Raw genomic sequence first — 25,259 nt, 5'->3', positions numbered from 1 at the left:
CGGCTCTATTGCCGCCCTTTCCATTTTTGAAATCTTGTCAGATGCGTATGCCCTGGCTGGCATCTGGAAGCTTTTCGCCATTGACGCTGACGGTATATCCTTGACCTGAGCGATCAACGGCGATCGCGAAAGTCTTTCCTTCCAGGGATACCTCGGCGGAAAATCTCTGCCAGTGGTCGGGCAGAAGCGGCGAGACATGCATCCGATCGCCTCGGCGCTCAATTCCCAGCAATTCGCTTAGCGCAAAGTGATGGAGCCATCCGGCCGATCCCGTATACCAGGTCCAGCCACCACGGCCGGCATAATGTTCAGCACCGTAAACATCAGCCGCTACCACATAGGGTTCGACGCGGTAGGTTTCTGCGTCGCTCCTTGTCAAAGCACGGTTCGCCGGATTCAAAATGGAGAAGCTTTGCCAGGCCTTGTCGGTCTCGCCCTGACGCGCAAATGCCATTCCCAACCAGATAGCTGCATGCGTGTATTGCCCTCCGTTCTCCCGAACCCCCGGCGGATAGGCCTTGATATAACCGGGATCCTTCTCGCTTCGCACGAAAGGTGGTGTGAAGAGGCGGATGATCCCGGTTTCCTGATCGACGAGTTCGTCGTAGGCAGACTGGAGTGCGAGCGCTCGTTTGTCAGGTGTTCCGAGATCCGAAAGCACGCTCCAGGACTGCGCGATCGAATCGATCCTGCACTCGAGCGACTCCGATGCGCCGAGCGCAGATCCGTCATCAAAATAGCCGCGCCGATAGTAGCTTCCGTCCCATGCCTGCGTGTCCAGTGACTGCGTCAGGTCGGTTAGATGCTTCTGCCACCGCGCCATTCTGGCGAGATCTCCGCGACGCTCGGCGTACGGAATGAAGTCCCGTAGTCCTTGACCCAGGAACCAGCCCAGCCAGACGCTTTCGCCGCGTCCGCTCTCGCCTACCCGGTTCATCCCGTCGTTCCAGTCGCCACCGAGGATCAATGGCAGGCCATGTTCACCGGTACGCTGTATGGCGAGATCCAAAGCAGATGCCGCGTGTTCATAGAGATCGGCGTCATCTTCCGATATCTCTGGCTGGAAGAATCCATCGTGGGCGCCCGGCTTGAGCTCCGGTCCCAACAGGAAAGGTATACGCTCATCGAGGATACCGGCGTCGCCCGTGGTCCTGATGTAGCGGACGATGGCGTAAGAAAGCCACACGACGTCGTCCGAAATGGTTGAGCGGACGCCTGCGCCGGTCTGCGGCAGCCACCAATGTTGTACATCGCCTTCGCGGAACTGACGCCCTGCGGCTGCGAGGATCTGTCGTCTGGCAAGCCCTGGATCGTGAAGGAGAAGGCTCAACGAGTCCTGCAACTGATCACGGAAACCGTAGGCGCCGCTTGCTTGGTAGAATGCCGCCCTTGCAGTGATACGGCAACCATACGTTTGGTAAGGGAGCCAGAAATTCACGAGGTTATTGAGCGCGATATCCTGTGTATGCACCTTTACGCGGCTGGTGAAGTCGAGCCAGAAGTCCTTCTGCTCGTTGAGGACTTTGTCAAAGGATATCGCGGAGACCTTATCTAAAATGTCTCCAGCCTCTTCTCTCGAACCACCATCGCCCAGTCGGAAGACCAACTCTCGCGTCTCGCCAGGGCCCAACTCGATATCGAAAGCCAGTGCGGCGCAAGGGTCGCCTTCGCTTTCCGTGGCACTGAGAAGCGCTGAGGCTCGCGCTACCGCCTGCGGAAGCTTGATGCATCCATTTCGCCCGACAAACTCCCGTCGGTTCGTTGTGAAGCTGTCCGGCCGCGCTGACGCTCCGAAGAAGGAATAGCGGCTTGCGTAATCTATGCTGTAGGGATTTGTAGCGAAAAGGCTGCCAGTTTCCTCGTCGAAGCTCGACAACACGAATGGCGCCGTCTTCTGCGAATTGTTGCCCAACACCCACTCTACCAGCGCGTAGCAACGCAGACGTCGCCTTTCGAGCGATGTGTTTTGGAGCGTCAAGCGGCTCAGCTTGACTGGGAGCGTCCTCGCCACGGTCTGAGTGAGCGTTGTTCTGATATCGGTGTGAACGGCTTCAAATACGGAATAGCCGAGACCGTGACGTGCCTCGAATGTGCTTTCGGAGCGCAGGTTGCCGGAGGCAGTAGGGGAATAGACCTCGCCGCTGTCAAGGTCGGTGATGTAGAAAGCCTCACCGGAGCGATCGATCACCGGGTCGTTTGACCAATGCGTCAATTGATAATCGCGGGAATTTTTGCTCCAGGTGAAGCCCGATCCTTCGGCCGAGACATGGAAGCCGAACTGCTCGTTGGCGATAACATTGATCCACGGATGAGGCGTCGTCTCACCGGCCTGCAGACGGATGACGTATTCGCGACCATCCTTGCTAAATCCCCCAAATCCGTTCCAGAGGTCGAGATCGGCTTCAGTCTGATCTCGTTCTGTTTTGGGCAGCAAAGGTGAAGATATTCGGCCAGACCATTCCGCATCGCGCCCTTCCCCGCCGCGTGGCGAAGAATAGAGTGAGACCGCGCGGTTTATCTGATCAACGATCTTGCCGTTTCGCGCGTGGAGGACGACACGCGCAGCTGCCAGAAGCGCATTCCAAGTGCTCTCTTCCATCAGGTCCTGTCGAACCGCGAAAACGTGCGGCTTTACGCCGTCTCCTTGCGTGTGTCGAAGGTTCTCGCACAGCGCGTCCAGCGCATGTTGCATATCCTGCGCGTAGGACGATGCCCGCTCGTTTACGATCACGAGATCGGCGACGATACCGCGACGCCGGAGATATTCCTGTGCACTTAATGCCTCGCGTGCAATGTCGATGTCCATGTCATCGTTGATGCGCAGGGCGAAGATGGGATAGTCGCCGGATATCGCCAACGGCCACAGGCTTCGTTGAGACGCCAGGCCATTGCGTACCGTTTCCGGGTCGGCGCGCAGGTGCGTTTCCGGATACACCAGGTAACGCCCAAGGTGCTGGAAAGCCGCAGCCTGCTGAGATGTGATGCCGATGTGCCGCATTTCGACCTGAACTCGGGTCCATGCGTGGATGAGTTCATGGCTGAAGGCGTCCGGATGACGGTAGCGGTCGATAGCCTGGTCGATTTCCTCGCGGTTAGGAGCCGCGATGGTCCAGAAAATCACATTGACCTTCTTGCCCGAAGGCACCCGTACAATACGGCGGAGGCTGAGAATCGGGTCCAGAGTGAAGCCTTCGGTGCCGGAAAGCGTGGCGTCCCGATCGAAGGCAGCGGCGTCGGACAGGGTCCTGCCTCGTCCGATAAACGCCATTCGGTCGGTTTCAAATTCCGTTGGGCGACCGGGTCCCGCATTGTCGACCACCAAGTGCGCGAGACACATATCCGGGTCGCCAGGGCTTCGCTTGTTGCGCTCAACCCGGATCACGTCCTTTCGCTTCCCGAACTCGGTGCGCAGGAACATCTTCGAGAACAGTGGATGCGCGTTGTCGGCATCATCCATCGCAAGCACAGGCTCAAGGTAGGATGTGACCTCTATGTAACGGTCCTCAGGCCCTGTATTCAGAAGCGTCACGCGGCGACCTTCGGCGTCGTGCTCTGTAGCCACGATGCACTCGACGCTGCTCGATATATCGCCGACGGTCTTGAAGAATTCGGCCTTGTCGTCGCCAAATATAACCTTGGTTTTTTCATCCTCTGCGCGGCGGGGTGTGGCCGTCGCAGACCACCAGTCGCCGCTTGCCGTGTCCCGCAAGAAGATGAAGGTACCGGAACGGTCTTCGGTTGGATCTGCTTTCCATCTGGTGACGGCCTGTCCATTCCACCGAGAGAATCCTGATCCCGTTGCCGAAAGGACAACCGAATAGTGGCCGTTCGACAGGAAGACCAGTTCCCGGTCCTTCGATGCCGGATCCGTGATCGTCCTGATCTCCGGACGCAATAGATCAGCCTGGCCCTTCCCAGGCACGCTCGACTCGTGTTTCGCGCTCATTACGGGTATTTCGCGCGGTGCTTTTTCCTGCAAGAGGAGTTCGGCGGCCTCAATTACCGGATCCGCATGGAAGAGTTCGCGCAGACGGCCATTGAAGGCCACGTTGGCGATCGCCGCAATCGACATCCCGTGATGATGGGCGTAGTAGTTGTAGACAACTGCGCACCTCTTGCCATCCGGTACGCGTGTGGGTGTGAAATCGACAGCGTCATGGAAGCCATAGGCGCCTAAAGCTCCGAGCTTTCTCAGTCGTTGAAGATTTTCAAGAGCTGCTTCGGGATAGTACTGGCTGGCCAGAATCGATGCGTAGGGCGCAATCACGGCGTTTTGGCCCAAGCCGCGCTTGAGGCCTAAGCTCGGCACGCCAAAATTGGTGTACTGATAGGTCAATTCGTGATCGCGCGCATTGAATGCGGCCTCGGAGATGCCCCATGGAACATTCAGCCGACGGCCATGATTCATCTGTTCCTGGACGACAAGGTTGTTCGTCTGGTTAAGTATGCCGCCCTGCCTTTCCTGCATCACGAGCGGCGGCATCAAGTATTCGAACATGGAGCCCGACCACGAAATCAACGCCGCGCGTGCGCCGATCGGGACGACTTGACGGCCGAGACGATACCAGTGCTCCGTCGGCAAATCTCCCTTTGCGATCGCGAAGAGACTCGTCAGACGGCATTCCGATGCGAGCAGGTCATAGCAAGCCTCGTCCAGTTCCCGGCTGTCTGCACGGTATCCGATGGACAGCAGGCGCCGTTCCGGACGAAACAGGAAGGTGAAGTTCATCGAAAACGCCAAATCACGACTTTTGTCGCGAAGCGTGACCAATCTCTGACGGATGGGTTCTATATTGGAGAGGTCGGAAGCCGAGTCTGCGATATGGGCTTCACACGTCGAGACCAAGGCTTCCGTCCACCGCGTTACCTCGGCACTCTGCTCGGAGCGTACCTCATGATGAAGATTGGCTGCGAGCTTCTGGATGTCTCGTGCCAGAACCGCAAGATTCGCTATACGGATGGATGCGAATTCGTGTTCGCGCTTGACGGCCGCCAAAGCTGAGCTGAAGCCAGAAATTCTCTCTTCAAGGCGCCGTCGTAGAGGGCGAACGATCTTTCGATCGTCCGGCAGGTCTTTCAGAGCTTCCTCCAGTATACTGCCTACATCACCAATGCCGTCCAGGTTGCCTTGGAGATGTGCGGATGGCGCTTCAGCCCATTCTCGGCACGCCGATGATATGGCAATCAGATGGCCTGCAAGGTTACCGCTATCGACGGCGGATATATATCTGGGACCAAGGGTCTTCAACGTATCCGTATGATACCAATTGAAGAGATGGCCGCGATGCTTTTCCATCCTGTCAACTGTCGACAAGGTCTGCTCAAGCTTCTCGACGGTTTGTTCGAAGCTGATCCAGCCGAAGTACCGGGCTGACACGACAGACAAGAGATAGACGCCGATATTTGTCGGCGACGTTCGGTGTGCGACGATAGGTTCTGGCTTTTCCTGGAAGTTGTCCGGCGGCAGGTAGTTGTCGCCCGCTGTCACGAAGGTTTCGTAGAAACGCCAAGTCCGACGTGCGATCTTTCTAAGCTCGAAAAGTGTCTGGGGTGGAACTTCGAGTCGATCCTCTGTCTCCGCGGATTGGCTCACATACCACGCGACCAGTGGGGAGAGCACCCAAAGCACTACGAATGGTAGGCTCACCACCACGCCGAACGTTCCGTTGACACTGGCGATTGTCAGTGCCAGCACTGCGAGCGCAGGCGCATGGCGCATCGAATGGTAATAAGACCCGATATCACCTTGTGCGACGGATTGAACGCTGGCAGCCGTTTTCCATTCCAGCAGAAATTTTCGGCTATAGAAGAGCCGATAGAGCGAACGAAGTATCGCATCCGCCATCATCCATGCGTTGTCGGCGATGAAGACAATGCGAAGCGCCACTTGGGCATTCGCAGCTCGAGCCTCCGTCCAAACAGACTGAAAGTGCGCGCGTGGCACGAAATCGCTTGAACGCGGTATGAGTCCGGAAAGAAGCGATAGCGTTGGTGCGACAAACAGGCAGAAGATGAGAAGCATCTGCCAAAGAACGGCCGCCAGCGGTGTCATTGTCGTCCAGCCGAGCACGGAGGCGAGAAACCACGCAATCGGTGTGAGCGACCGTCTTAGATTGTCGACCATTTTCCATCGGCCAAGCGCGGTTATGCCGCGCAGTGGATCGAGAATGTAAGGCAGTAGCTGCCAATCGCCTCGTGCCCAACGATGTTGCCGGGAGATTTCCACCTCGTAGCGTGTGGGAAAGTCTTCAACCAGCTCTACGTCAGTGACCAGGGCGCATCGGGCGAAGGACCCTTCGAGCAGATCGTGGCTGAGCACAGTGTTCTCATCGACACGTCCCTTGATTGCCGCCTCGAACGCATCGACATGATAAAGACCCTTGCCGGTGAACGTTCCTTCACCCGTGATGTCCTGATAGACGTCAGATACCGTGAAAACATAGGGATCCAGACCACGGTTGATCGAAAACACGCGCTGGAATACGGAGGCATCCTTGCCAGTCGTCAGGGAAGGGGTGACGCGCGGCTGTAGAATACCGTATCCGCTGACCACTCTGCCGGTTTTGGGATCAGCAATCGGCCGGTTGATCGGGTGGTAGAGCTTGCCGACCAATTTGGTCACGGCTTCGCGCATCAGTCGCGTATCCGCATCCAGGGTCATCACATACTGTATGTTTTCCGGTGCGACATTTGCGCCCGGGATGTACGATGTGTCGCGGTCGCCACGCAGCAGAAGGTTCAGTTCGTGAAGCTTGCCTCGCTTTCGCTCCCAGCCCATCCAGCAGTTCTCGACGGGGTTATACTGCCGACGGCGATGTAGAAGATAAAACCGTGTCTTGCCATCTTCGTTATATCGAAGATTGAGTTCAGCGATCTCTCGCTTTGCGTATTCCAGCACCTCGATATCCGCTTGGGTTTCTTCTACCTGACTGTCACGCCAGTCGCTCAACAGGGCGAAGTATATCTCCCCGCGCGGGTTCGTCAGGTAGTGGACCTCCAGATTGCGAACGAGTTCGTCCACTTCGTCCCTGTTTGCAATCAGGCAGGGAACCGCCACAAGTGTTCGTGCTGCTTCCGGGATTCCTTCTTTGAATTCGAAGCCGACGAGACGCGCCGGCTTCACGATAAACGTCACAAGGGTATTGAAAAGGCCGGTCGCGCCTTCAGAAGCGGGAAGCGCGATCATCATCAGCATCAGGACGATGACCGGTGTTGAGAGCTCCGTTTGGAACAGGAACCAGGCCACGATTGCTAGGGCCCCGAGCGTGATACCCACCACCGGGAGCGCAATGGCGAGCCAGTTCAGGCGGGTGATCAACCGGACAAGCATTTGCAATAGGGAAGGCCGGTAGCTGATCGCCGACTCCAGTTGCCGGCGCTGTCTGCCGACAAGAAATGCTCCTACGTCCGCCAGGCTTTCGCTCTCGCGCGATTCTGTTGCGTCATTCGCCAAATCGATTGCCGCTTGCGCGATTTCCACCTCGGTGAGGGCCGAACGCCGGGCCATCTTCTCGATCGTGTTGCGGTAGGCGTTGCGTGAACCAAAATCCAGTTCGCGATAGTCGGTGTGCATTCCCAGAACACGGTCAACGTGACACACGTGTTCGACCCACACCGACCACTCTGTGTCGTCAATCTCGCGAAGGCTCCGGACGATGTTTCCCATCGTTACATTACCGGACGAGAGACGGTTCTGCTCCGCTGTCAGGGCTTCCTCGACGGATCGGCCTGCTCGCTCAAGCCTCTTCTCGAGCCATGTCACCGCAAAGCTTGTGTTCTGCGAGCCGTTTCGGAGCCGGTATACGAATTGCGTGGTGAACGTGTTGTCTTCTGCCAGATCCTCAATTCGCTTCAGTAGCTCATCACTCGCATCCGGGTCACCCAGACGGATGATTTCGTCGGCAACTTCGTTTGCTCGGCGCCGCATACGACGAGAGCGCTCCACACGGGTAGAAATCCGTCGCAGATTCTCGATCAGGACATACCGGACCATCGAAGGCAGCGCCCAGAGTTCACCGATTTCCAGGACCTGTCGCGATTGAAAGCCTTCGACGAGCGCCGTCAGGCTTTCCTGTGAAGTCGTGCTATGGGTGTGGGCGACATAAAGCCAAGCAAGCGCCAACGTTCGGGGAATTTCGGTCGTGCCAACGCGCATTGTCGGCAGTTGACGGTAGAATCGGCGAGGAAAATCCCGCCGGACCTCCTGAATGGCTTCTTCGATAATGTAGTGATTGTCCAGGAGCCATTCAGCAGCTGGCGTGATCGTCGCTCCCGACTCAACATCGGCCGCCGTTGTCCGGTAAACCCGAAGGATTTCTTGCTCGCTCTCCTTGTGTCTTGCGAAGAAATCGAAGGCAAAGAATCCGGGGAGTTCGGTTCCGCTTTCCGCTGCCAATTCAGCGGCCTTTTCTTGCAGCTCCTCAACTGAAAGATAGGTGGCGCGGATCGAGTCGTTGTGATCGATCTGTTTGGTTTCGATTTCGCGCACGGGAGCCGGCTGCATGACGTCGTGGGGCATGTTAGCGGAGTATTCCTGAGGGTTGGTCATTCGGCAGGAAACGCGTCGTGCGTTCTGTTGTTCCTGCGGTCCATTTTATCGTCTAGTAAGCACTCACACTGTGGTAGTCCCTTGACCGGATGCAGTGGTCGGAGAGCCGCCCTTTGTGGCGTCCGTGCCTTTTCTATCATAGTGGCTTTTTTGTGCCATGTCCGCGGAGAGGCTCATTTGGCGATGCCTAGCTTTCCAGTCTGCTTTGGTAGCAGATCACGGAGAGGAAACGTATCGGCAACTTCACCAGAACCTCCGGTCCATGCGGGGCGTCGGCGTCGAACATAAGGCTATCCCCCGGTCGCATGGTATATAGCCGGTCAGCGTGACGGTATTTCACTTCGCCTTCGAGCATGTAGAGAAACTCCATGCCTTCGTGCTGAAACGTGGGAAAGACGTCTGATTTGGCGGTCAATGTGATCAGGTATGGTTCTATTTGAAGCCCGCTAGGACCACCATCGAGATGACCCAGAAGGTTATACTGATGTCCAGCCCGCGTGCCGCGACGTTCTAGTTCGAGCCCTTCGCCTGACCGCACATACACCGCGTTTCTTACCTCCTCGAAGCGCCTGAAGAAGGCGCTAAGCGGCACACCCAGAGCCTTGGCCAGGGATTGCAGTGTCGTCAGCGAAGGGGACGTGTTGCCGTTTTCAATCTTGGACAGCATCCCTAGCGAGATGCCGGTGGCATTCGCGAGGTCGGCACCTGTTATCCCTAGCTTCTTGCGATAGAAGCGAACCTCGTGGCCGATCGCGAGTTCGAGATTGTTTTCCTTGGGATCGCGAATTGCATGCGGGTCCTGCTGCAGCGAGGCGCGCTTTGCCTCTGGCGCTGCCGCCGAAGCTTTACGCCCGTGGCGTGTGTCCGCCATTCACCCTCTCCCGCCAACTGATCCCACTCCGCCGGAACAAGTCGCCGACTTGTCAGCGGTCTTATCGTAATTGCAAGCGCTTGGCCATCGATCGGCAGATAAGCCGTATCGCGTCACGACACTCCGGCAGTGAGAATTTCGTGGATCTCTATTAGCGATGGCCCGGTGGCGGATTCGGCCCTCAAGAGTGCGGCGGGTAGTTCCGAGATGTGACTCAACTTTTCGGCAGCCAGACCATAAGCGGACGCGATCAACTGGAAATCCGGTGCGGATGGCGTGACGCCTTCCGGCGTGATGCCGCAGTCAAGCATGTAGTTTTTGATCTCACCGTAACCGTCATTGTTCCAGACGAGGAAGATGACGTTCGCGCCGCAGTCCTTGGCCGAACCGATCTCTGCTAGAGAAAACTGCAATCCCCCGTCGCCGACAAGACAGACAATCGGCGTTGTGGGCTCCGCCAAGCTGGCGCCTATGGCGGCTGGAGGCCCGTATCCAAGTGCACCATATCCGGTGGCGGCATTGAACCACCCGTGTATGCGTCCCGCCTCGTAAAAGAGGTTGCCGGCATAAACCGGCTGAGTAGAGTCGCCGACGATGATGCAATTGGAAAGCGTGTCGCGAATAGTTTCCAGAATGGTGACCTGCCGCTCCAGCTTTTCGCCGATTTCAGCGCGCGCCTCGATTGTAACCTCTCCGGCACGCCGCCGTCCGTCGCGCTGGACGGCATTGCCTTCAAGTAACGAGAGAAGGTCATCGACCAGATTGTTGACGGTCGAGTGGAGCGACAGCGAGGCGGCGGGTCCCCTCGCCAATTGCTGAAGATCGATATCAACCCTCACTAGTTGGGATATGACTGGAAAGCCTGCGTCATCATACATGTCATAGTCTGTTTGGCCCATCTGGGTTCCGAGAGCGATCACCAGATCAGAAGCTGCGATCAGCTTTCGCACCGCTTTAAGACTGGGGCTGGCTGGCACCGACAAGTCATGACCGGAGAACATCCCGCGCGCATTGACAGTCGTGACTACAGGAGCGTCAAGTCGCTGCGCAAGCAGTTCGATTCCGGGTGCTGCGGATACCGCGCCTCCGCCGCACAGAATTACCGGGGCGCGCGCGCTCTTGCAGCGCTCCGCGAGATCAAGCAGATGGGAAAGTTCTGCTCGCGGTCCTGCTACGACCGGCGATACGATTTTGCCAATCGAAATTTTTTTCGCCATGACATCGGTGGGAATCTCGATATGAACGGGCCCCGGCCTCCCCGAGCGCAATATTGCGAATGCACGCTCCATGACGATAGGCAAATCCTCGGGTTCGAGCAGGGTGTGCGACATCAGTGCCAGTGTGGCAATCATCGCACGTTGGTCGGGTAGTTCATGTAACCGGCCACGGCCGTGGCCGAGAGACGCACGCGGATTGACGCCGGAAATCACGAGCATCGGTACGGAGTCCTGGTAGGCCTGCGCCATTGCCGTAATCGTGTTGGTCAGGCCGGGGCCGGTAATCACGAGACAAACCCCCGGCTTTCGGCTGACGCGCGCATATCCGTCTGCCATGAAACCCGCGCCCTGTTCGTGTCGCGGTGTGACATGGCGGATTCTGGAATTTGCAAGGCCGCGATAGAGTTCCACGGTGTGGACGCCAGGGATGCCAAACACGACGTCGACCCCGTTCGCCTCAAGAATATCGATGAGCGCTTCGCCTACCGTCTTTGTTACGATGCCCATGTCTTCGTCCGCACCCGCCCCACCAATTCATCGCCCAGTTCCGCTATTCGTGCCGACGCCTTCTCAAGAAGATCGTCCGAGACAGTCAGCGATACTCGGACGAACGATCGCGCTTGGTCTCCAAACGAGCCACCCGGCATAACAGCCACATGCTTTTCATCGAGAAGGCGCGCAGCGAACTCCTCACCGGTCAATCCTGTCCCGGAAACATCAATCAGAAGAAACATTCCGCCTTCCGGCATCAAAGGTACGAGACTTCCGTGCTCCTTCAATCGCTGCTCCACCAGCTTAGCTCTCCGCTGGTAGTTGTCCCGCATCCGGCCGGCAGTGTCGAACGAGCCCGAAACCGCCATGGCAGTCATGTCGGCTATGAAGGGTTGCACACCAAAAAGCATGGTTTCCGATACCGGAAGAAGGCGATCGCAAAACTCGACCGGACCGGCGGCCCAGCCAGACCGGAAACCAGGTGCGGCATGTGATTTGGAAATCGAAGAGACGACAATCGTCCGGGACGCCAGGTCGGGATCATCGAAAGGTGAGGCGAAGGGTGCGTCGAAGATCAGCTCCTCGTAAACCTCGTCGCAGACGATCCACAGATCGTGCTCAATGCAGACCTTGCCGATTGCCTTGATCTCAGCGCGTGTGAGAACCGCTCCCGTCGGGTTGTGAGGGGAGTTGAGAAGGACGGCTCTCGATCTTGCCGTTACTGCTTTTTTCAGATCGTCGGCTTTCATATGGAAGCGGTTCTCCGGCCGCAGAGGTACCGGTGCCATCCTCGCTCCGGTCGCAGCGATGACGCCTTCATACGTCGCGTAGAGTGGATCACCGACAATTACGTCGTCTCCGGTTTCTACCAGCCCCAGCATAACTGCGAACAAAGCCGTTTGAGTGCCGGGGAAGCAGAGAATATTCCGCTCACTGACATCCGGCCGCCGCTTTCGATATTTCTCGGTGAGTGCGGCGACAACGGCGGGTTCACCGCGGCCATTCGAATATCGCGTACGGCCGGCGTGCATTGCCCTGCTCGCCTCGCCCAGAAGCGCCGGGTCGGGTGCTATGTCCGGTTCTCCGATCGTCAACTCGATAACCGGTTGTCCAGATGCCGCCATCTGGCGAGCCTTGATATGCACCGCCCATTTACCGGAGCCCAGATGTGCAAGACGATCAGTGATTGAGGCGTAGCGCATCTTTTCTCAACTTTATTCCAGGTCGCTCAGTCTCAAGCCGCCGAGGAGAGCCTCCACGGAATTCAGGGCGATGGCGGGGAGGGGTGTTTCCATGAACAAGTCTCCCGCTATCGTTCCCTCAAGCCAAAGCCCGTCGATCAGGCCGTTGATTGCAATGGCTAGTTGCCGGCAGCGCACGGGATCGGCGGGCTGGTCGCATTCGCGAAGAAATGCGGCAATCAATTGTTCCAGCGCCGACAGGAAAGCCAAGTAGCTCTCGCGGTGAATTCTGGCGAATGTCGGATCAGTACGAACATGGCTTATAAAGGACGCCCAAAGAGACAGGGTGCGCCCATCCGTCACGGGTGGCGTCAGATTGGCCACAATAAAGTCTCGAAGGCGCTCGCGGGCGGTTGCGCCGCCCCGGTCCGCAGCAGCGATGGCCGCGCCTGTCATGCCGGCCATAAGCTCTTCATAGGCGGCCTGCATCATCTCATCCTTGCCGGCAAAGTAGTGCCTGATGAGCCCTCCGGTCACTCCGGCCTTTGCCGCTATCTGGCGTACGGTCGCTCCCTGAAGGCCTAACTCCGCGACGCAGTCGAGCGTTGCGGTAATCAGTTCCTGTCTCCGTTCTCCCTCGCCGGCTCGATGGAAGCTTCGCCTGCTCATGACCGATCCCGGAGGATTGGCCGCGTCAGGCAAGTGGGGCCGCCCTCGCATGCAACGCACAGCGCGTCGGCGGGAAAGGTCGAGACAGAGCAGCCAGCGGCTTCCAAAGCGGTCTTGGTTCCCGGGAACCCGTCGATCATGATCAATTCCCCCGGTGCTGTTGGCAGAACATTGAGGTTAAGGCCGCTGCTAGCCGCAAACTCGTCTTCCGGTGCAACAACCAAACCGATTCCGCGCTCCTTCAAGAGAAAGTAGAAGGCTGCGGGCAGAAGTGGGGCATGGACGAGAGCAAGATCCCGCTTCAGCGGACTTATCACCGACATGAGATGAAGGCATGCTTCCTCGCCCTGCCAAAGCGGCAGATCGAATCCGACAACGCTTATTCCGTGCGGAGCAAGAATTGCCGCGAGTTGCTCAATTCCAGCCTGGTTGCTTCGCACACCACGGCCGATCGCCAGTGTCTCTTCATCGATCCAGACGCAGTCGCCGCCTTCAACCGTGCCCGGCGCTTCAATCCGTCCCAGAACCGGGATACCAGCTTTACGATAGGCATTTTCGTGCAGGCCGGGTTCGTCCGAGCGCAGCAGCTTTCCCATTCGCAGGATTACGGCTCCATGTCGTGTCACAAGCGAAGGATCATGTGTGAACATTGCATCCGCAAGGCCATCGCCGCTATCCTCCAGCCACACGATCTCCGTGCCGCTACGTTCGACGAGCGCTACGAATGCGCGATACTGATCTACTGCCTTGGCTCCGTCGAAGGTGGGGCCGTAGTGCCACCTTTTAGGGTCTGCTGTCAGGAGGCTCGGTCCGGGACGCCGCATCAGGACGCGCCTCAGTCTACCGGACATTTCCTGGGAACCGTGCGCCATGATGTTATCCCCCTCCAGACTTCAAGCCGTCATGATTTCAAGGCGCCAATGAACTTCGGTTATTATACGGTTGAATAATTACCGCACAAGTGCAAAACTGCCTTCAAGGATCGAGCGAACGGCCGGCGCCGCATCAGTCCAGGAAGACACTGCCGGTGGGACAGTTGCAACAGCTTCCCCGTTGTTGCGGGGCATTGGCGGTGTGAATGGACACGACGGCGCAGGCCATTGAGGTGCGCGACCTCTTTAAGCGTTTTGGCCCTCTAGAGGTTCTGAAGGGGGTTTCACTTTCCGCCAGTCAAGGCGATGTCATCGCGGTGATCGGAGGCTCCGGGTCCGGAAAGTCGACGTTTCTTCGCTGCATCAACATGCTGGAACTGCCTACGGCCGGTTCAGTAACGGTGCACGGCGAGACGATTTTGCTGAAGAAGGACGGCCGAGGTGGTCTGATGCCTGCCGACCGGCGCCAAGTGCAGAAAATCCGCAGTCGTCTTGGCATGGTTTTCCAGAGCTTCAATCTCTGGCAGCACATGACCGTTTTGCAGAACGTCATAGAAGTCCCGATCCATGTCTTGGGAATGAAACGAGACGAGGCGGTGACGATCGCCGAAACTTTGCTGCGGCGCGTCGGGCTGTACGACAAGCGTGACGCCTACCCGGCGTTTCTTTCCGGCGGGCAGCAGCAGCGTGCCGCCATTGCTCGGGCGCTCGCCGTTCAACCTCTTGTCATGCTTTTCGATGAGCCAACATCCGCACTCGACCCGGAACTCGTCGGAGAGGTTCTAAGTGTCATCGGAGATCTCGCGCGCGAGAAGCGGACTATGATCCTGGTAACACACGAAATGAAATTCGCCCGCGAGGTCGCGACCCATATCGTCTTTTTGCACAACGGCATCATCGAAGAACAGGGACCGCCTGCAAAGGTGTTCGGCGATCCGCAATCCGAGCGTTTGAAAAAGTTCATCCGTTCGATTCACTAGCCGGCAAAGCCCGGCATAAACAACGAAAAACAGGGGAAAGACATGAAAAACATTCTCAAGATCGCGATCTTCTCGGTGATGGTCGGCGTTGCCATTACCGGGCAGGCCTCTGCCGCTGAGGTGAAAGTAGGCTTCGCTGCCGAACCCTACCCGCCGTTCACGTCGCCAGACGCCGCGGGCAAGTGGGTCGGCTGGGAGGTCGAGTTCATGGAAGCGATCTGCGCCGAGGCAAAACTCGAGTGCGTCATCACACCCGTAGCTTGGGACGGCATCATCCCGGCGCTGACGTCTAACAAGATCGACATGATCGTCGGTTCGATGTCGATTACCGAGGAGCGACTGAAGACGATCGATTTTTCAGACAAGTACTACAACACCCCGACGGGGATTATCGGACCCAAGGAAGAGGCGTTCGAAGCGACGCCGGAAGGGCTTGCCGGGAAGATCATTGGCGTCCAAGTATCGACCGTACACGCCGACTATGCGCAGAAATATTTCGGTCCGACTGCTGCCGAGATCAAGGAATATCAGACGCAGGATGAGGCGAACCAGGATTTGGCCGCAGGCCGCATCGATGCGGTACAGGCTGACGCCATCGCACTCGATGCGTTCCTCAAGTCGGATGCGGGCACCTGCTGTGAGCACAAAGGGAACGTGAAGGATGATCCGGCCATCCTTGGCGCAGGCGTTGGCGTGGGGGTGCGCAAGGGCGACGCGGAGTTGAAAGACAAGATCAACGCGGCCATCAAGGCGATCCGCGCAAACGGCACATACGACACATTCTCGAAGAAGTACTTTGACTTCGATATCTACGGCGGCTGAGCCTTCGACCTCGCTTCGGCCCGTATCCTAACGCGATGCGGGCCGGCCTCGCCCGCGAACGTGGATCCGTGCCCATGGCCGCAGAGACCGGCTTTCTCAATCTCGATCTGCTTGCCTTGTCGCCTCCTGGCTGGGGCGGCGTCCTTCTGAGCGGTTTTGCAAGTTCACTTCAGCTCGCAATTGGTGGGTATGGGCTTGGTCTCGTCATCGGGATCGGGGGGGCGTCCGGCAAGCTCTATGGTGGGCCGATCCTGCGCGACCTCCTGGAAGTTTACACAACCGTGATCAGGGCCGTACCAGAGCTCGTGCTGATCCTCCTCCTGTATTATGCAGGAACGGACGCGGTGAACGCGTTATTGACCCTCTTCGGATTGCCGATGGTCGATATCAGCGGCCTGGCTGCGGGGATTTTTGTCATTGGCGTCGTCCAGGGCGCGTATTCCACAGAGGTGCTGAGAGGTGCCATTAAAGCTGTTCCACCCGGACAAATCGAAGCGGCCCGGGCCTATGGTATGTCTCCCTGGAAGATCATGCGGCGCATCACGCTTCCGGCAATGCTGCCATTTGCTCTTCCGGGTCTGGCGAACCTATGGCTGATCGCAACGAAGGACACGGCCCTTCTGGCGGTCGTCGGGTTTAGTGAGTTGACGCTTGTTACGCGTCAGGCCGCCGGCAGCACGAAGGCGTACATGTTGTTTTTCTGCGCGGCCGGCGTGCTTTACCTATCGCTCACGCTTGTCTCCAACGTTGTGATCTCGATCATAGAACGCCGCGCCCGCCGCGGCATTGCGGAGCCGATCTGAGATGTCGGATGTGAACACGACATCACCGGCCTATGTTTCGCCTCCCGCGCGTCGCCTCCTCGAGCCACATCGCATCATATTAATGGCCTTCTTCGCCCTGGTCGTATTCTGCGCGATATGGTTCATGAGGTGGGATTGGCTGCCTCGTTACCAGACGCGCCTCCTTTACGGCATCTGGGAAACGCTCGTTCTGCTTTTCTCCACCGCGTTTGTAGGCTTTCTTCTTGCGGTGCCGATCGGATTGGTTCAAGTCGCTGGACCAAGGCCGCTGGCCTGGCTTGCAAGAGGTTTCTGCACGCTGATCAGGGGCACCCCGCTGCTGCTGCAGCTGTGGTTGCTCTACTACGGTCTCGGCTCCATTTTTGCACAATATCCCGAGATCAGGCAGTCGTTCCTCTGGCCCTATCTGCGGCAGGCCGGGCCTTATGGTTTTGCGGCGCTAACGCTCTCCTTCGCGGCGTATGAAGGAGAGGTCATGCGCGGTGCCTTCGCCGGAGTGCCGAGGGGGGAACTGGAGGCAGCCCGAGCTTTCGGGATGAGTAGGTTTACGACGTTTCGGCGAATATGGCTGCCGCGTGCGATCAATCGAGCCCTTCCGACCCTCAACGGGGAGACAGTTCTCCAACTCAAGTCGACGCCCCTGGTTGCAACCATTACCGTTGTTGACGTCTATGCCGTCATTTCAAAGGTGCGGCAGGAGACCTTTCTAACCTACGAACCGCTTCTTCTTCTGGCGCTGATCTATCTCTGCCTGACGGGTGCACTCGTCGCATTTTTCCGCTATTTCGAAAACCGAGTTCCAACGCGTGGTGTGTAAATGACTATCCAGTTTTCCAATCATATGCCGGAAATCGTCGCAAATCGACGTTATCTTCACCAGATACCGGAGATTGGATTGTCCGAGTTCAAGACTTCCGACTTCGTGGCTGAGCAGCTATCTACCATGGGATACGAGGTCGCGCGCGGGCTTGGCAAGACGGGGGTCGTTGCAACCTTGAGAAACGGCACGAGTCGCCGCAGCGTCGGCATCCGGGCGGACTTCGATGCGCTACCGATCCTCGAGGAAACGGGGGCAGAGTACACCAGCACGCATCCGGGCGTGATGCATGCCTGCGGACATGATGGTCACACCGCAATGTTGCTGGGTGCTGCACGAATTCTTGCTGAACGCAAAAGTTTCGACGGCACCGTACATTTGATTTTTCAGCCGGCTGAGGAAAATTTCGGCGGCGCCAGAATCATGATGGATGACGGTCTCTTCAACAAATTTCCCTGCGACGCGATCTTTGCGCTTCACAATGATCCCAGCATGCCGTTCGGCCAGTTCGCGTTTCGCGAGGGGCCAATCATGGCGTCCGCCGATGAATGCAAAATCACCGTTGTCGGTCGTGGCGGACACGGAGCCGAGCCGCAGGAAGCTGCCGACCCGATCGTGGCCGGCGCCAGCATTATCATGGCGCTACAGACTGTGATCTCTCGGAATATTCATCCGCTTCAGTCGGCTGTCATCACGGTCGGAGCCTTTAACAGCGGTATCGCCAGCAACGTGATTCCCGAGCGGGCGGAGATGAAACTCACCATTCGTGCGCTGGACGATAACGTTCGAGACGAACTCGAACGGCGGATCCGCCTCATTGCAGAAGCGCAAGCCGCGAGCTACGGCGTGTCCGTGGAAATCGACTACGAACGCGGATATCCGCCGACGATCAATCACAAGTCGGAGACCGATTACGTCCGTCAACTGGCGATGCGGTTTGCAGGCGGGGAGCATGTCGTCGACATGCCGCAGCCGATCATGGGGAGTGAAGATTTCGCTTTCATGCTGCAGGAGCGGCCGGGCACTTACTTCTTTCTCGGGACCGCGAAGACGGAAAACGATCCACCGCTGCATCATCCGAAGTTCGATTTCAACGACGACATTCTGCCAACAGGCACGGCGTTTTGGGTTGAATTGGTAGAAGATTACCTGTCGTCCAAGTGACGGCCGGCCCCGCCTGTCGATTTGACGGAGCCGGAAGATGCTTCAGGTTCGCAGAACTCGGTAAATTGCCGGGATCACGAGAACTGTGAGAAGCGTTGATGAGGCAAGTCCGAACAGGAGAGAGATAGCCAGTCCCTGGAATATGGGGTCGGCGAGTATCACCGCCGCTCCAATCATGGCCGCAAGTGCCGTCAGCAGGATGGGCTTGAAGCGGATTGCTCCCGCTTCAAGAAGAACATCCGCAAGCTGCCGATCGCCGGTAGGTGCATGACGGATGAAGTCGACGAGCAGGATCGAGTTGCGCACAATGATGCCCGCCAAGGCTATGAAGCCGATCATCGAGGTTGCGGTGAAAGGTGCGCCAAGTATCCAGTGTCCTATCATGATGCCGATGAAGGTTAGCGGGATCGGTGTCAGGATCACGAGCGGAACCTTGAACGATCCGAACTGTGCGACGACCAGTATGTAGATTCCCAGCATGGCCACCATGAACGCGGCACCCATGTCCCGGAAGGTTACCCAAGTGACTTCCCACTCGCCATCCCAGAGTAGGACGGGAGCGCTTTCGTCATCCGGTTGGCCGTGAAGGGATATCTCGGGTTTTTGAATGCCGTTCCAGTCCGTCGTCTCGATGGCCTTCTGGACGGCAAGCATACCGTAAAGCGGCGCTTCAAACTCGCCCGCCAGTTCCGCCGTTACCATTTCGGCGTAACGCCCGTTGTGTCGGAAGATCGGGAAAGAGGCCTGTTCTTTGCTGATCTTCAGAACATCTCCAAGTTCGACCACCGCCCGCGATCCTGGTAGCAGGTTGGCCGGAATGGGCGTGGCCAGAAATGCTTCATCCAGCACTCGTTCGCCTTTCGGACGAGCCACCTCGATCGGTATCGGCGGACGGCTTCCGCCGCGATGCGAGTAGCCGATCACCGTGGACCCGTTCAGGATCGAGAGAGTGTCGAAGACATCTGCCTCGGAGACGCCGTAGAAATCCAGGTCGTCCGTCGAAAGTGTGGCCCGCAAGCGTGGCGCCGGCAGGCCGTAGCTATCGTCGACGTCGACCACGAACGGCACGGACAAAAATGCCTGCTTGACCTTCTCTGCCACAGCGCGGCGCGTTTCCGCGTCTGGACCGTAGATTTCAGCCAGGAGGGTCGCCATGACCGGCGGCCCCGGAGGCGGCTCCACCACTTTGAGTGATGCTCCCGGCGGCAATTGCAACTCCGACTGAAGGCGTCTCCGCAGATCGAGGGCTATGTCGTGACTGGTCCGTGACCGTTCGCTTTTTGGGCTGAGATTGATCTGGACGTCCCCCATTTGAGGTGCGGCTCGGAGATAGGAATGCCTGACAAGGCCGTTGAAATCGAAAGGCGATGCGCTGCCTGCATGTGTCTGTGCGGATCGGACTTCGGGTGTGGTCAAGGCAATACTTGCCACCGCCTGAATAATCGCGTCGGTCGCCTCGACCGACGATCCTTCGGGCAGGTCCACCACGACCTGAAGTTCAGACTTGTTGTCGAAGGGCAGAAGCTTGACTGTCACGTCTTGGGTGTAGAACAGCGCGAGCGAGCCTATTGTCGCGGCGCCCACCACAGCGAGGAATATCCAGCTTCGCGACTTGCTCGCGAGTATCGGGCGAGCAACGGCGGCATATCCACGCCCCAGTGCTCCGCCGGTGGTGTGCGCGGCGTCGTGGTGAACTACTCCCTTGCCAGCAATCTTCAGCATCAGCCAAGGTGTGACGAGGACCGCAACGAAAAACGAGAAGATCATCGCGGCGGATGCGTTCGCCGGGATGGGGCTCATGTAGGGACCCATCATCCCGGAGACGAACATCATCGGAAGCAGGGCCACGACGACTGTGAGCGTGGCAACGATGGTCGGATTGCCGACTTCCGCCACAGCGTCGACTGCCGCTTCGCGTCGCCCTCTTCCGTCGGCCATTCCCCAGTGACGGGCAATATTCTCGATAACAACTATCGCGTCATCGACAAGGATGCCGATCGAGAAGATCAGGGCGAAGAGGGATACGCGGTTAAGCGTGTACCCCATGATGTTCGCCGCGAACAACGTCAGCAGGATCGTCACCGGAATGACGATTGCGACAACAAATGCTTCGCGACGGCCGATGGAAACCCAGACCAAAGCAATGATCGAGAGGGTGGCAAGCGCCAAGTGGAATAGCAGTTCGTTGGCCTTTTCATTTGCCGTCTCGCCGTAGTCCCTCGTCAGTTCGACATCCATGGAATCCGGAATCAACGTGCCCTTCAGCATCTCGACCCGGTCTCGGATTTCTTCCGAGACAATGACGGCGTTCGAACCCGCCCGCTTAGCTATAGCCAGAGTTACCGACGGTACGCGATCCAGGGAACCATCTTCCCGAAGTGTTACCGTCGAGACTCTCGATTCGGCGGTATCGGTGACAAAGGATACGTCTGCGACATCGCGGACATAAACAGGCCGATTGTCTCGGGTCGTCAGCAACAGATTGGCTATTTCGGTTGACGTGGTCAGCGTTTCACCAGCGATCATCTCGATCTGCTGGCCTGACTGGCGAAGCAGACCTGTCGGAAATGCCTTGTTCGCGCCGGCGACTTTGTCCGACAGTTGTCTTAGAGTTATCCCGTAGAGAGCAAGCTTTTCTGGATCCGGCTCAATTCGGATCGCCTCTCCGGTTTCGCCGATGAGATAGCTCAGACCGACGTTGTCGATCTTGGACATTTCGGCTCTTAACTCGCGAGCGATCCTTGTGAGATCGTTGGCGGTAAAGCCGGCTCCTTTATCTCTCGACGGTGTTAGCGTCAGCGTCACAATCGCGACGTCATCGATCGTTCTTCCGATGACCTGAGGCTCGGGGATACCGACTGGAATGGAGGCTAGATTGGCTCGAATCTTGTCGTGGACACGAAGGACCGCCGTGTCTCCGGAGGTGCCGACCACAAAACGTGCGGTCACCATGACCTGATCGTCCGCGGTCTGAGAATAGACATGCTCGACGTCGTTGATGCCCTTGATGATCGTTTCCAGAGGCTCCGTCACGAGTTTGACGGCGTCTTCCGCCTTCAAACCGTTCGCGCGGACGATGATGTCCACCATGGGAACCGAGATTTGGGGCTCTTCCTCGCGCGGCAATGTCATCAAGGCGACCAGGCCCAATGCAAAGGCGGCAAGCAGGAAGAGTGGGACCAATGGCGAGGTTATGAATGCCCTGGTAAGTGAGCCTGCGATTCCGAGACCGGGTTTCATCATTTCAGGTCCACTTCTTCGCCGCTTTGCAGCCCGGTCAGTATCTCGACCACATCAACGCCGCCGAAGGTGAACGGACGTGATGTGACCACCGTACGCTCCGCCGTGCCATCCCCTGTCCGGACAGTCACGTAGTCGATGCCGAAGCGACTCACGATGGATGTCTGAGGTAGGACCAAAGCCGATCGTTTTCCGACCGGGATGCGCACGAGTAGACGCCTGTTGACGAACTCGGTGGGCAGATCATCCACTTCGACGTCGGCTATTACCCTGCCGCTGTCGATCTCGGGGTAAATCTTGGCAAGTCGGCCCGACGTGGAGCTGCCATTACCCTTCTCGATCTCAATGATACTGTTTTCGGTAAGGAGGGCGGCGTGCCGTTCCGGGATGGCAACGCGGAGGAAGAAGCCGCCACCACCTATAACGGCGACGGATTCGCCGGCCATGACGACTGTATTGCGCGTGACTGGAACGCTCAGGACCTTGCCCGAGGTCGGTGCCAGGACGGCACCTTCCTTGCTTTGCTCAATGATGACAGAGCGTTGTGCTTCTGCCGAGGCAATCTGATTGCGGACGACGTCGACTTGCGTCCGCAGAGCGTCTAGCCGTTGTGCGGTGGTCACGCCTCGTTTGATCAGTTCCTCGCCCCGCGCCAGTTCCGCGGAAGCGTTTTCAAGCGAGGCATTCAGACCCTTCAACTGGGCGTCGAGAGCTGCAATCTGGAAACCGATTTTGTCGTCGCGGACGGTCGCAATGATATCACCCGCGCCAACGTTGTCACCTTCCGTAACGTTGAGCTCCATCACAGTGCCGCCAATGCGAGCCCGTGCCGGGACACTGTCGCGGGCCTCTACGCGACCATACACCGCCTTCCAGTCGGGAATCGTCGTGGCTTCCAGGCGAAGGGTTTCCGCGAGTGCCGCCGTGCTCAGAGACGCCCACAGCAACAGCATAGAATAGGCTATCAACGTCGGAAGACGGCGCTTTGTCATTTTACTGCTCCTTCATCCATCAGAAGGCGGAGCCGGGACGGATGCCAAGCTTGCGGAAAATCATTGCGGCAGGACAGAAGCCCGTGAAAGCCGATTGCAGCAGATTGACGCCTACAAAAACTGTCAGCCACACGAAGTAGGGAGGGACGAAGGCTGTCAGCGCGACGGACAGCAATACCATCACGCCGGCGAAGGCAAGGATGACGCGATCAAGGGACATGAGGACCTCCAAAATATACATATGAAATAACATATATATTGAAGGCTGCGGAATTACAATGGCGTAGTTGTGATATTTCCGGGGCAGTGACTCCCGTCACCGCCTCAGCTTGAGCCTTTCGCTGAAGACGATGACGAACCCCGCGCCACAAATGAGTGCGGCGCCGATGAACACATTTGCGGTCGGGACGTCTGCCCAGATGACGTAACCCAACAGAAATGCCCAAATCAGCGAGGTGTACTCGAACGGCGCCAGGACCGAGACGGGCGCGCGTCGCATGCCCTCGAAGAACGCCAACTGCGCCAGGCCGCCTATGATGCCTGTAGATACCAGCAAGGCCGCCTCGGTGACCGTTGGTGTGTGCCAGACATGAAGCAGCATCGCCCCGGTCATGAACAGAAAGAAAAGATTGGTGATGCACATCTGGACCAGCGATCTTGCGCCCATTGCCGTCTTGCGCAGTAGAACCGTCGAGAGCGCCCATAGGCACGCGGCCTGCAGGGCCAGATAGACCTGCCAGCTGATCTTGAGGTCGACGGGATTACTCGCGATGACAACGCCGGCGAAGCCGATAGCCACCGCGACCCATCGCGCGACAGTCACTTGTTCGCGAAGGATTGGAACAGCGAGCAAGGTCGCAACCACCGGAGCCGCATAGTAGAGCGTGGTGAGTTCTGCCAAGTGCATGAATCTGGCAGCGTTATAATAGGAAAGCCATGCAGCGAGAAGCAGCACACTGCGGATCAACATTGGCTTGATGATAGAAGATTGTGCGGCCTCTTTCGCGAGGGATGCGCCTCCGGCAAGAAAGCATCCCGCTAATATGGTGGCGCTGCGGAAGAAGAGAATCTGCCAAACCGCAGTCGTTTCGACCAAAAGCTTGATGACGCCGTCGTGAAGGGTGAACAGGAAGTACGAAAGGCTCGTCAGCAGAATGCCCAAGCCAACACTACCTGCCACCGGCGCACCTGTCTCAATCTTGAGTGATAAACGCATAGACCACTCCATGCGTCATGTAACTTTTTTCTCCGTTCTCAGCCGGTTGTCAAACACGACCAGAGTTTACGATTGAAATAAAACGTGACGACTTGCTGCAGGAAAGTGGCTTGAGAATACAATCGATTTAAATAGCGTGCGCCGGTCCTGAGGAGTCTTTGATGTCCGACCAAGCATTCGATCGAGCCCTGCAAGAGCGGGCTCGTCTTTTTCCACGTCCCCGAGTCGCCGTGGCCACGCTCTTTCTTCTAAACGGCTTCGTGATGGGATCATGGGCGCCCAAGATTCCGGAATTCGCCGGTCGACTGGCGTTGTCGGAAGCAGATCTAGGATTGATGTTGCTGGCTTTCGGTGTCGGGTCGGTCCTTCTGATGCCGCTGGCCGGCGCTCAGATTGCCCGCCTCGGCTCAAACCGGGTGGTCCAGGTTGCAACACTTCTGTTCATTCCAACCATTCTAGGCGTCACCTTCGCACCCTCGATTTGGAGCGGTGCGATGGCAATCTTTCTCTTCGGCGGCCTTACCGGCGCGATGGACGTGTCGATGAATGCCAATGCGGTGGAGGTGGAGCGTCGAATGGGTCGCTCCATCATGTCCTCTTGCCATGCGTTCTGGAGTCTGGGGGGACTTTTGGGCTCCTCAATCGGCGGCTATCTTATTGCTGCCGCCGGAGTTTCCCTCCATGCCGTGATGGTGTCGTCGACATCGCTTGCTTTGTTCCTGATCGCCCGCCCAATGATCCTGAAAGACGCGCCCCACTTGGAAGAGGTGTCAACGCGAGCCAGGCTGCCGATCTCTCCTTTGCCTTGGCTTATAGGAATTATCGCTCTCTTCTCCATGATACCCGAAGGTACGATTCTCGATTGGGGGGCAATCTATCTTCGAGACGAACTTTCCGCCGATATCGGCCTTTCAGGTCTCGCCTTCGCTGCATTTTCGCTGACGATGGCGATCATGCGGTTCATGGGGGATTGGGTGCGCGACAGGCTTGGGGCCGTGAGGACGCTACGCATCTGCTCGGTGCTTTCCTTCTCTGGATTGGTCGTTGCCGGTTTGGCGCCGAATGTCTTCGTTGCGCTACTGGGTTTCGGTATTGCGGGCGTAGGCATATCCAACATGGTGCCGATCGCATTTTCCGCGGCTGGCAATGCGCCCGGCATGGCGGCCGGTGTCGGGCTGTCGGTGGTGACCACGCTTGGTTATTCCGGCATTCTCTTCGCACCATCGCTTATCGGCTTCGTTGCCGAACACACTTCGCTTTCGATCGTCTTTACTGGTGTCTCCATGCTCAATATCGTGGTGCTGGGATTGTCTAACCTGGCGCGACATGCCGATCGACCAGTGGATCATGTTCGCTAGCTGAAGCTGTTGACAAG

16 protein-coding genes are annotated in these 25,259 nt (G+C 57.7%); 6 read left to right on the top strand and 10 right to left on the bottom strand.

What is annotated here, in order from left to right:
- Positions 1–37 precede the first annotated feature (37 nt).
- The 6 genes from J5J09_RS16205 to J5J09_RS16180 all read right to left on the bottom strand — a co-directional run bounded on the left by J5J09_RS16205 (position 38) and on the right by J5J09_RS16180 (position 13,829).
- Positions 38–8,518, bottom strand: a complete 8,481-nt coding sequence (locus J5J09_RS16205) for a glucoamylase family protein (RefSeq protein ID WP_208552255.1) — start codon at positions 8,516–8,518, stop codon at positions 38–40.
- A 217-nt stretch (positions 8,519–8,735) separates the two neighbouring features.
- Positions 8,736–9,419: an XRE family transcriptional regulator gene (locus tag J5J09_RS16200; protein ID WP_208552254.1), complete on the bottom strand. Its 684-nt coding sequence runs from the start codon at positions 9,417–9,419 to the stop codon at positions 8,736–8,738.
- Positions 9,420–9,532: 113 nt separating this feature from the next.
- The gene (locus tag J5J09_RS16195) at positions 9,533–11,143 is read right to left on the bottom strand and encodes a 5-guanidino-2-oxopentanoate decarboxylase (RefSeq protein ID WP_208552253.1); all 1,611 of its coding nucleotides are present in this window, start codon (positions 11,141–11,143) and stop codon (positions 9,533–9,535) included.
- Complete coding sequence (locus J5J09_RS16190) at positions 11,131–12,330, bottom strand: pyridoxal phosphate-dependent aminotransferase (RefSeq protein WP_208552251.1); 1,200 nt, start codon at positions 12,328–12,330, stop codon at positions 11,131–11,133. The genes J5J09_RS16195 and J5J09_RS16190 overlap by 13 nt, the downstream gene beginning before the upstream one ends.
- A 12-nt stretch (positions 12,331–12,342) precedes the next feature.
- Positions 12,343–12,978, bottom strand: a complete 636-nt coding sequence (locus tag J5J09_RS16185; RefSeq protein WP_208552249.1) for a TetR family transcriptional regulator C-terminal domain-containing protein — start codon at positions 12,976–12,978, stop codon at positions 12,343–12,345.
- Complete coding sequence (locus J5J09_RS16180; RefSeq protein ID WP_208553614.1) at positions 12,975–13,829, bottom strand: arginine deiminase family protein; 855 nt, start codon at positions 13,827–13,829, stop codon at positions 12,975–12,977. The genes J5J09_RS16185 and J5J09_RS16180 overlap by 4 nt, the downstream gene beginning before the upstream one ends.
- A gap of 227 nt (positions 13,830–14,056) precedes the next feature.
- Between J5J09_RS16180 and J5J09_RS16175 the strand changes: the two genes are divergently transcribed.
- The 5 genes from J5J09_RS16175 (at position 14,057) to J5J09_RS16155 (ending at position 18,436) form a co-directional block, all read left to right on the top strand.
- The gene (locus J5J09_RS16175; protein ID WP_208552242.1) at positions 14,057–14,830 is read left to right on the top strand and encodes an ABC transporter ATP-binding protein; all 774 of its coding nucleotides are present in this window, start codon (positions 14,057–14,059) and stop codon (positions 14,828–14,830) included.
- A 78-nt stretch (positions 14,831–14,908) separates the two neighbouring features.
- On the top strand, positions 14,909–15,652 hold the full coding sequence (locus J5J09_RS16170) for a transporter substrate-binding domain-containing protein (RefSeq protein ID WP_246745985.1): 744 nt from the start codon (positions 14,909–14,911) through the stop codon (positions 15,650–15,652).
- Between the two features lie 74 nt (positions 15,653–15,726).
- Entirely contained in the window at positions 15,727–16,455 is a 729-nt protein-coding gene (locus J5J09_RS16165; RefSeq protein ID WP_208552238.1) for an ABC transporter permease, read from the top strand.
- 1 nt (position 16,456) lies between these two features.
- Positions 16,457–17,272, top strand: a complete 816-nt coding sequence (locus tag J5J09_RS16160; RefSeq protein WP_208552236.1) for an ABC transporter permease subunit — start codon at positions 16,457–16,459, stop codon at positions 17,270–17,272.
- Positions 17,273–18,436, top strand: a complete 1,164-nt coding sequence (locus J5J09_RS16155) for a M20 aminoacylase family protein (protein WP_246745860.1) — start codon at positions 17,273–17,275, stop codon at positions 18,434–18,436. It begins immediately after the preceding gene.
- Between the two features lie 42 nt (positions 18,437–18,478).
- Here J5J09_RS16155 and J5J09_RS16150 read toward each other — a convergent pair whose 3' ends face one another.
- The 4 genes from J5J09_RS16150 to J5J09_RS16135 all read right to left on the bottom strand — a co-directional run bounded on the left by J5J09_RS16150 (position 18,479) and on the right by J5J09_RS16135 (position 23,884).
- Entirely contained in the window at positions 18,479–21,676 is a 3,198-nt protein-coding gene (locus tag J5J09_RS16150; RefSeq protein WP_208553612.1) for an efflux RND transporter permease subunit, read from the bottom strand.
- Positions 21,676–22,668: an efflux RND transporter periplasmic adaptor subunit gene (locus tag J5J09_RS16145; RefSeq protein WP_246745859.1), complete on the bottom strand. Its 993-nt coding sequence runs from the start codon at positions 22,666–22,668 to the stop codon at positions 21,676–21,678. Before J5J09_RS16145 ends, J5J09_RS16150 begins: the two co-directional genes overlap by 1 nt.
- 19 nt (positions 22,669–22,687) lie before the next feature.
- Positions 22,688–22,888, bottom strand: coding sequence for a DUF2892 domain-containing protein (locus J5J09_RS16140; RefSeq protein WP_208552234.1), 201 nt, complete (start codon positions 22,886–22,888; stop codon positions 22,688–22,690).
- A 96-nt stretch (positions 22,889–22,984) separates the two neighbouring features.
- Positions 22,985–23,884: a DMT family transporter gene (locus tag J5J09_RS16135; RefSeq protein ID WP_246745858.1), complete on the bottom strand. Its 900-nt coding sequence runs from the start codon at positions 23,882–23,884 to the stop codon at positions 22,985–22,987.
- A gap of 161 nt (positions 23,885–24,045) precedes the next feature.
- Here J5J09_RS16135 and J5J09_RS16130 point away from each other — a divergent pair, with 161 nt between their 5' ends.
- Entirely contained in the window at positions 24,046–25,242 is a 1,197-nt protein-coding gene (locus J5J09_RS16130; protein WP_208552228.1) for an MFS transporter, read from the top strand.
- Positions 25,243–25,259: the final 17 nt, after the last annotated feature.

The sequence above is a fragment of the Ciceribacter sp. L1K22 genome, from assembly GCF_017599385.1.
Classification (GTDB): Bacteria; Pseudomonadota; Alphaproteobacteria; order Rhizobiales; family Rhizobiaceae; genus Allorhizobium.
This window is presented reverse-complemented; position numbering and strand designations above follow the sequence as displayed.

Excerpts from the sequence above, each read along its gene's own strand:
- J5J09_RS16205 (WP_208552255.1), bottom strand. The coding sequence starts at position 8,518 with ATGCCCCACGACGTCATGCAGCCGGCTCCCGTGCGCGAAATCGAAACC.
- J5J09_RS16145 (WP_246745859.1), bottom strand. The coding sequence starts at position 22,668 with ATGACAAAGCGCCGTCTTCCGACGTTGATAGCCTATTCTATGCTGTTG.
- J5J09_RS16160 (WP_208552236.1), top strand. The coding sequence starts at position 16,457 with ATGTCGGATGTGAACACGACATCACCGGCCTATGTTTCGCCTCCCGCG.
- J5J09_RS16170 (WP_246745985.1), top strand. The coding sequence starts at position 14,909 with ATGGTCGGCGTTGCCATTACCGGGCAGGCCTCTGCCGCTGAGGTGAAA.
- J5J09_RS16165 (WP_208552238.1), top strand. The coding sequence starts at position 15,727 with ATGGCCGCAGAGACCGGCTTTCTCAATCTCGATCTGCTTGCCTTGTCG.
- J5J09_RS16150 (WP_208553612.1), bottom strand. The coding sequence starts at position 21,676 with ATGAAACCCGGTCTCGGAATCGCAGGCTCACTTACCAGGGCATTCATA.
- J5J09_RS16200 (WP_208552254.1), bottom strand. The coding sequence starts at position 9,419 with ATGGCGGACACACGCCACGGGCGTAAAGCTTCGGCGGCAGCGCCAGAG.
- J5J09_RS16195 (WP_208552253.1), bottom strand. The coding sequence starts at position 11,143 with ATGGGCATCGTAACAAAGACGGTAGGCGAAGCGCTCATCGATATTCTT.
- J5J09_RS16180 (WP_208553614.1), bottom strand. The coding sequence starts at position 13,829 with ATGTCCGGTAGACTGAGGCGCGTCCTGATGCGGCGTCCCGGACCGAGC.
- J5J09_RS16175 (WP_208552242.1), top strand. The coding sequence starts at position 14,057 with ATGGACACGACGGCGCAGGCCATTGAGGTGCGCGACCTCTTTAAGCGT.
- J5J09_RS16185 (WP_208552249.1), bottom strand. The coding sequence starts at position 12,978 with ATGAGCAGGCGAAGCTTCCATCGAGCCGGCGAGGGAGAACGGAGACAG.
- J5J09_RS16135 (WP_246745858.1), bottom strand. The coding sequence starts at position 23,884 with ATGCGTTTATCACTCAAGATTGAGACAGGTGCGCCGGTGGCAGGTAGT.
- J5J09_RS16140 (WP_208552234.1), bottom strand. The coding sequence starts at position 22,888 with ATGTCCCTTGATCGCGTCATCCTTGCCTTCGCCGGCGTGATGGTATTG.
- J5J09_RS16190 (WP_208552251.1), bottom strand. The coding sequence starts at position 12,330 with ATGCGCTACGCCTCAATCACTGATCGTCTTGCACATCTGGGCTCCGGT.
- J5J09_RS16155 (WP_246745860.1), top strand. The coding sequence starts at position 17,273 with ATGACTATCCAGTTTTCCAATCATATGCCGGAAATCGTCGCAAATCGA.
- J5J09_RS16130 (WP_208552228.1), top strand. The coding sequence starts at position 24,046 with ATGTCCGACCAAGCATTCGATCGAGCCCTGCAAGAGCGGGCTCGTCTT.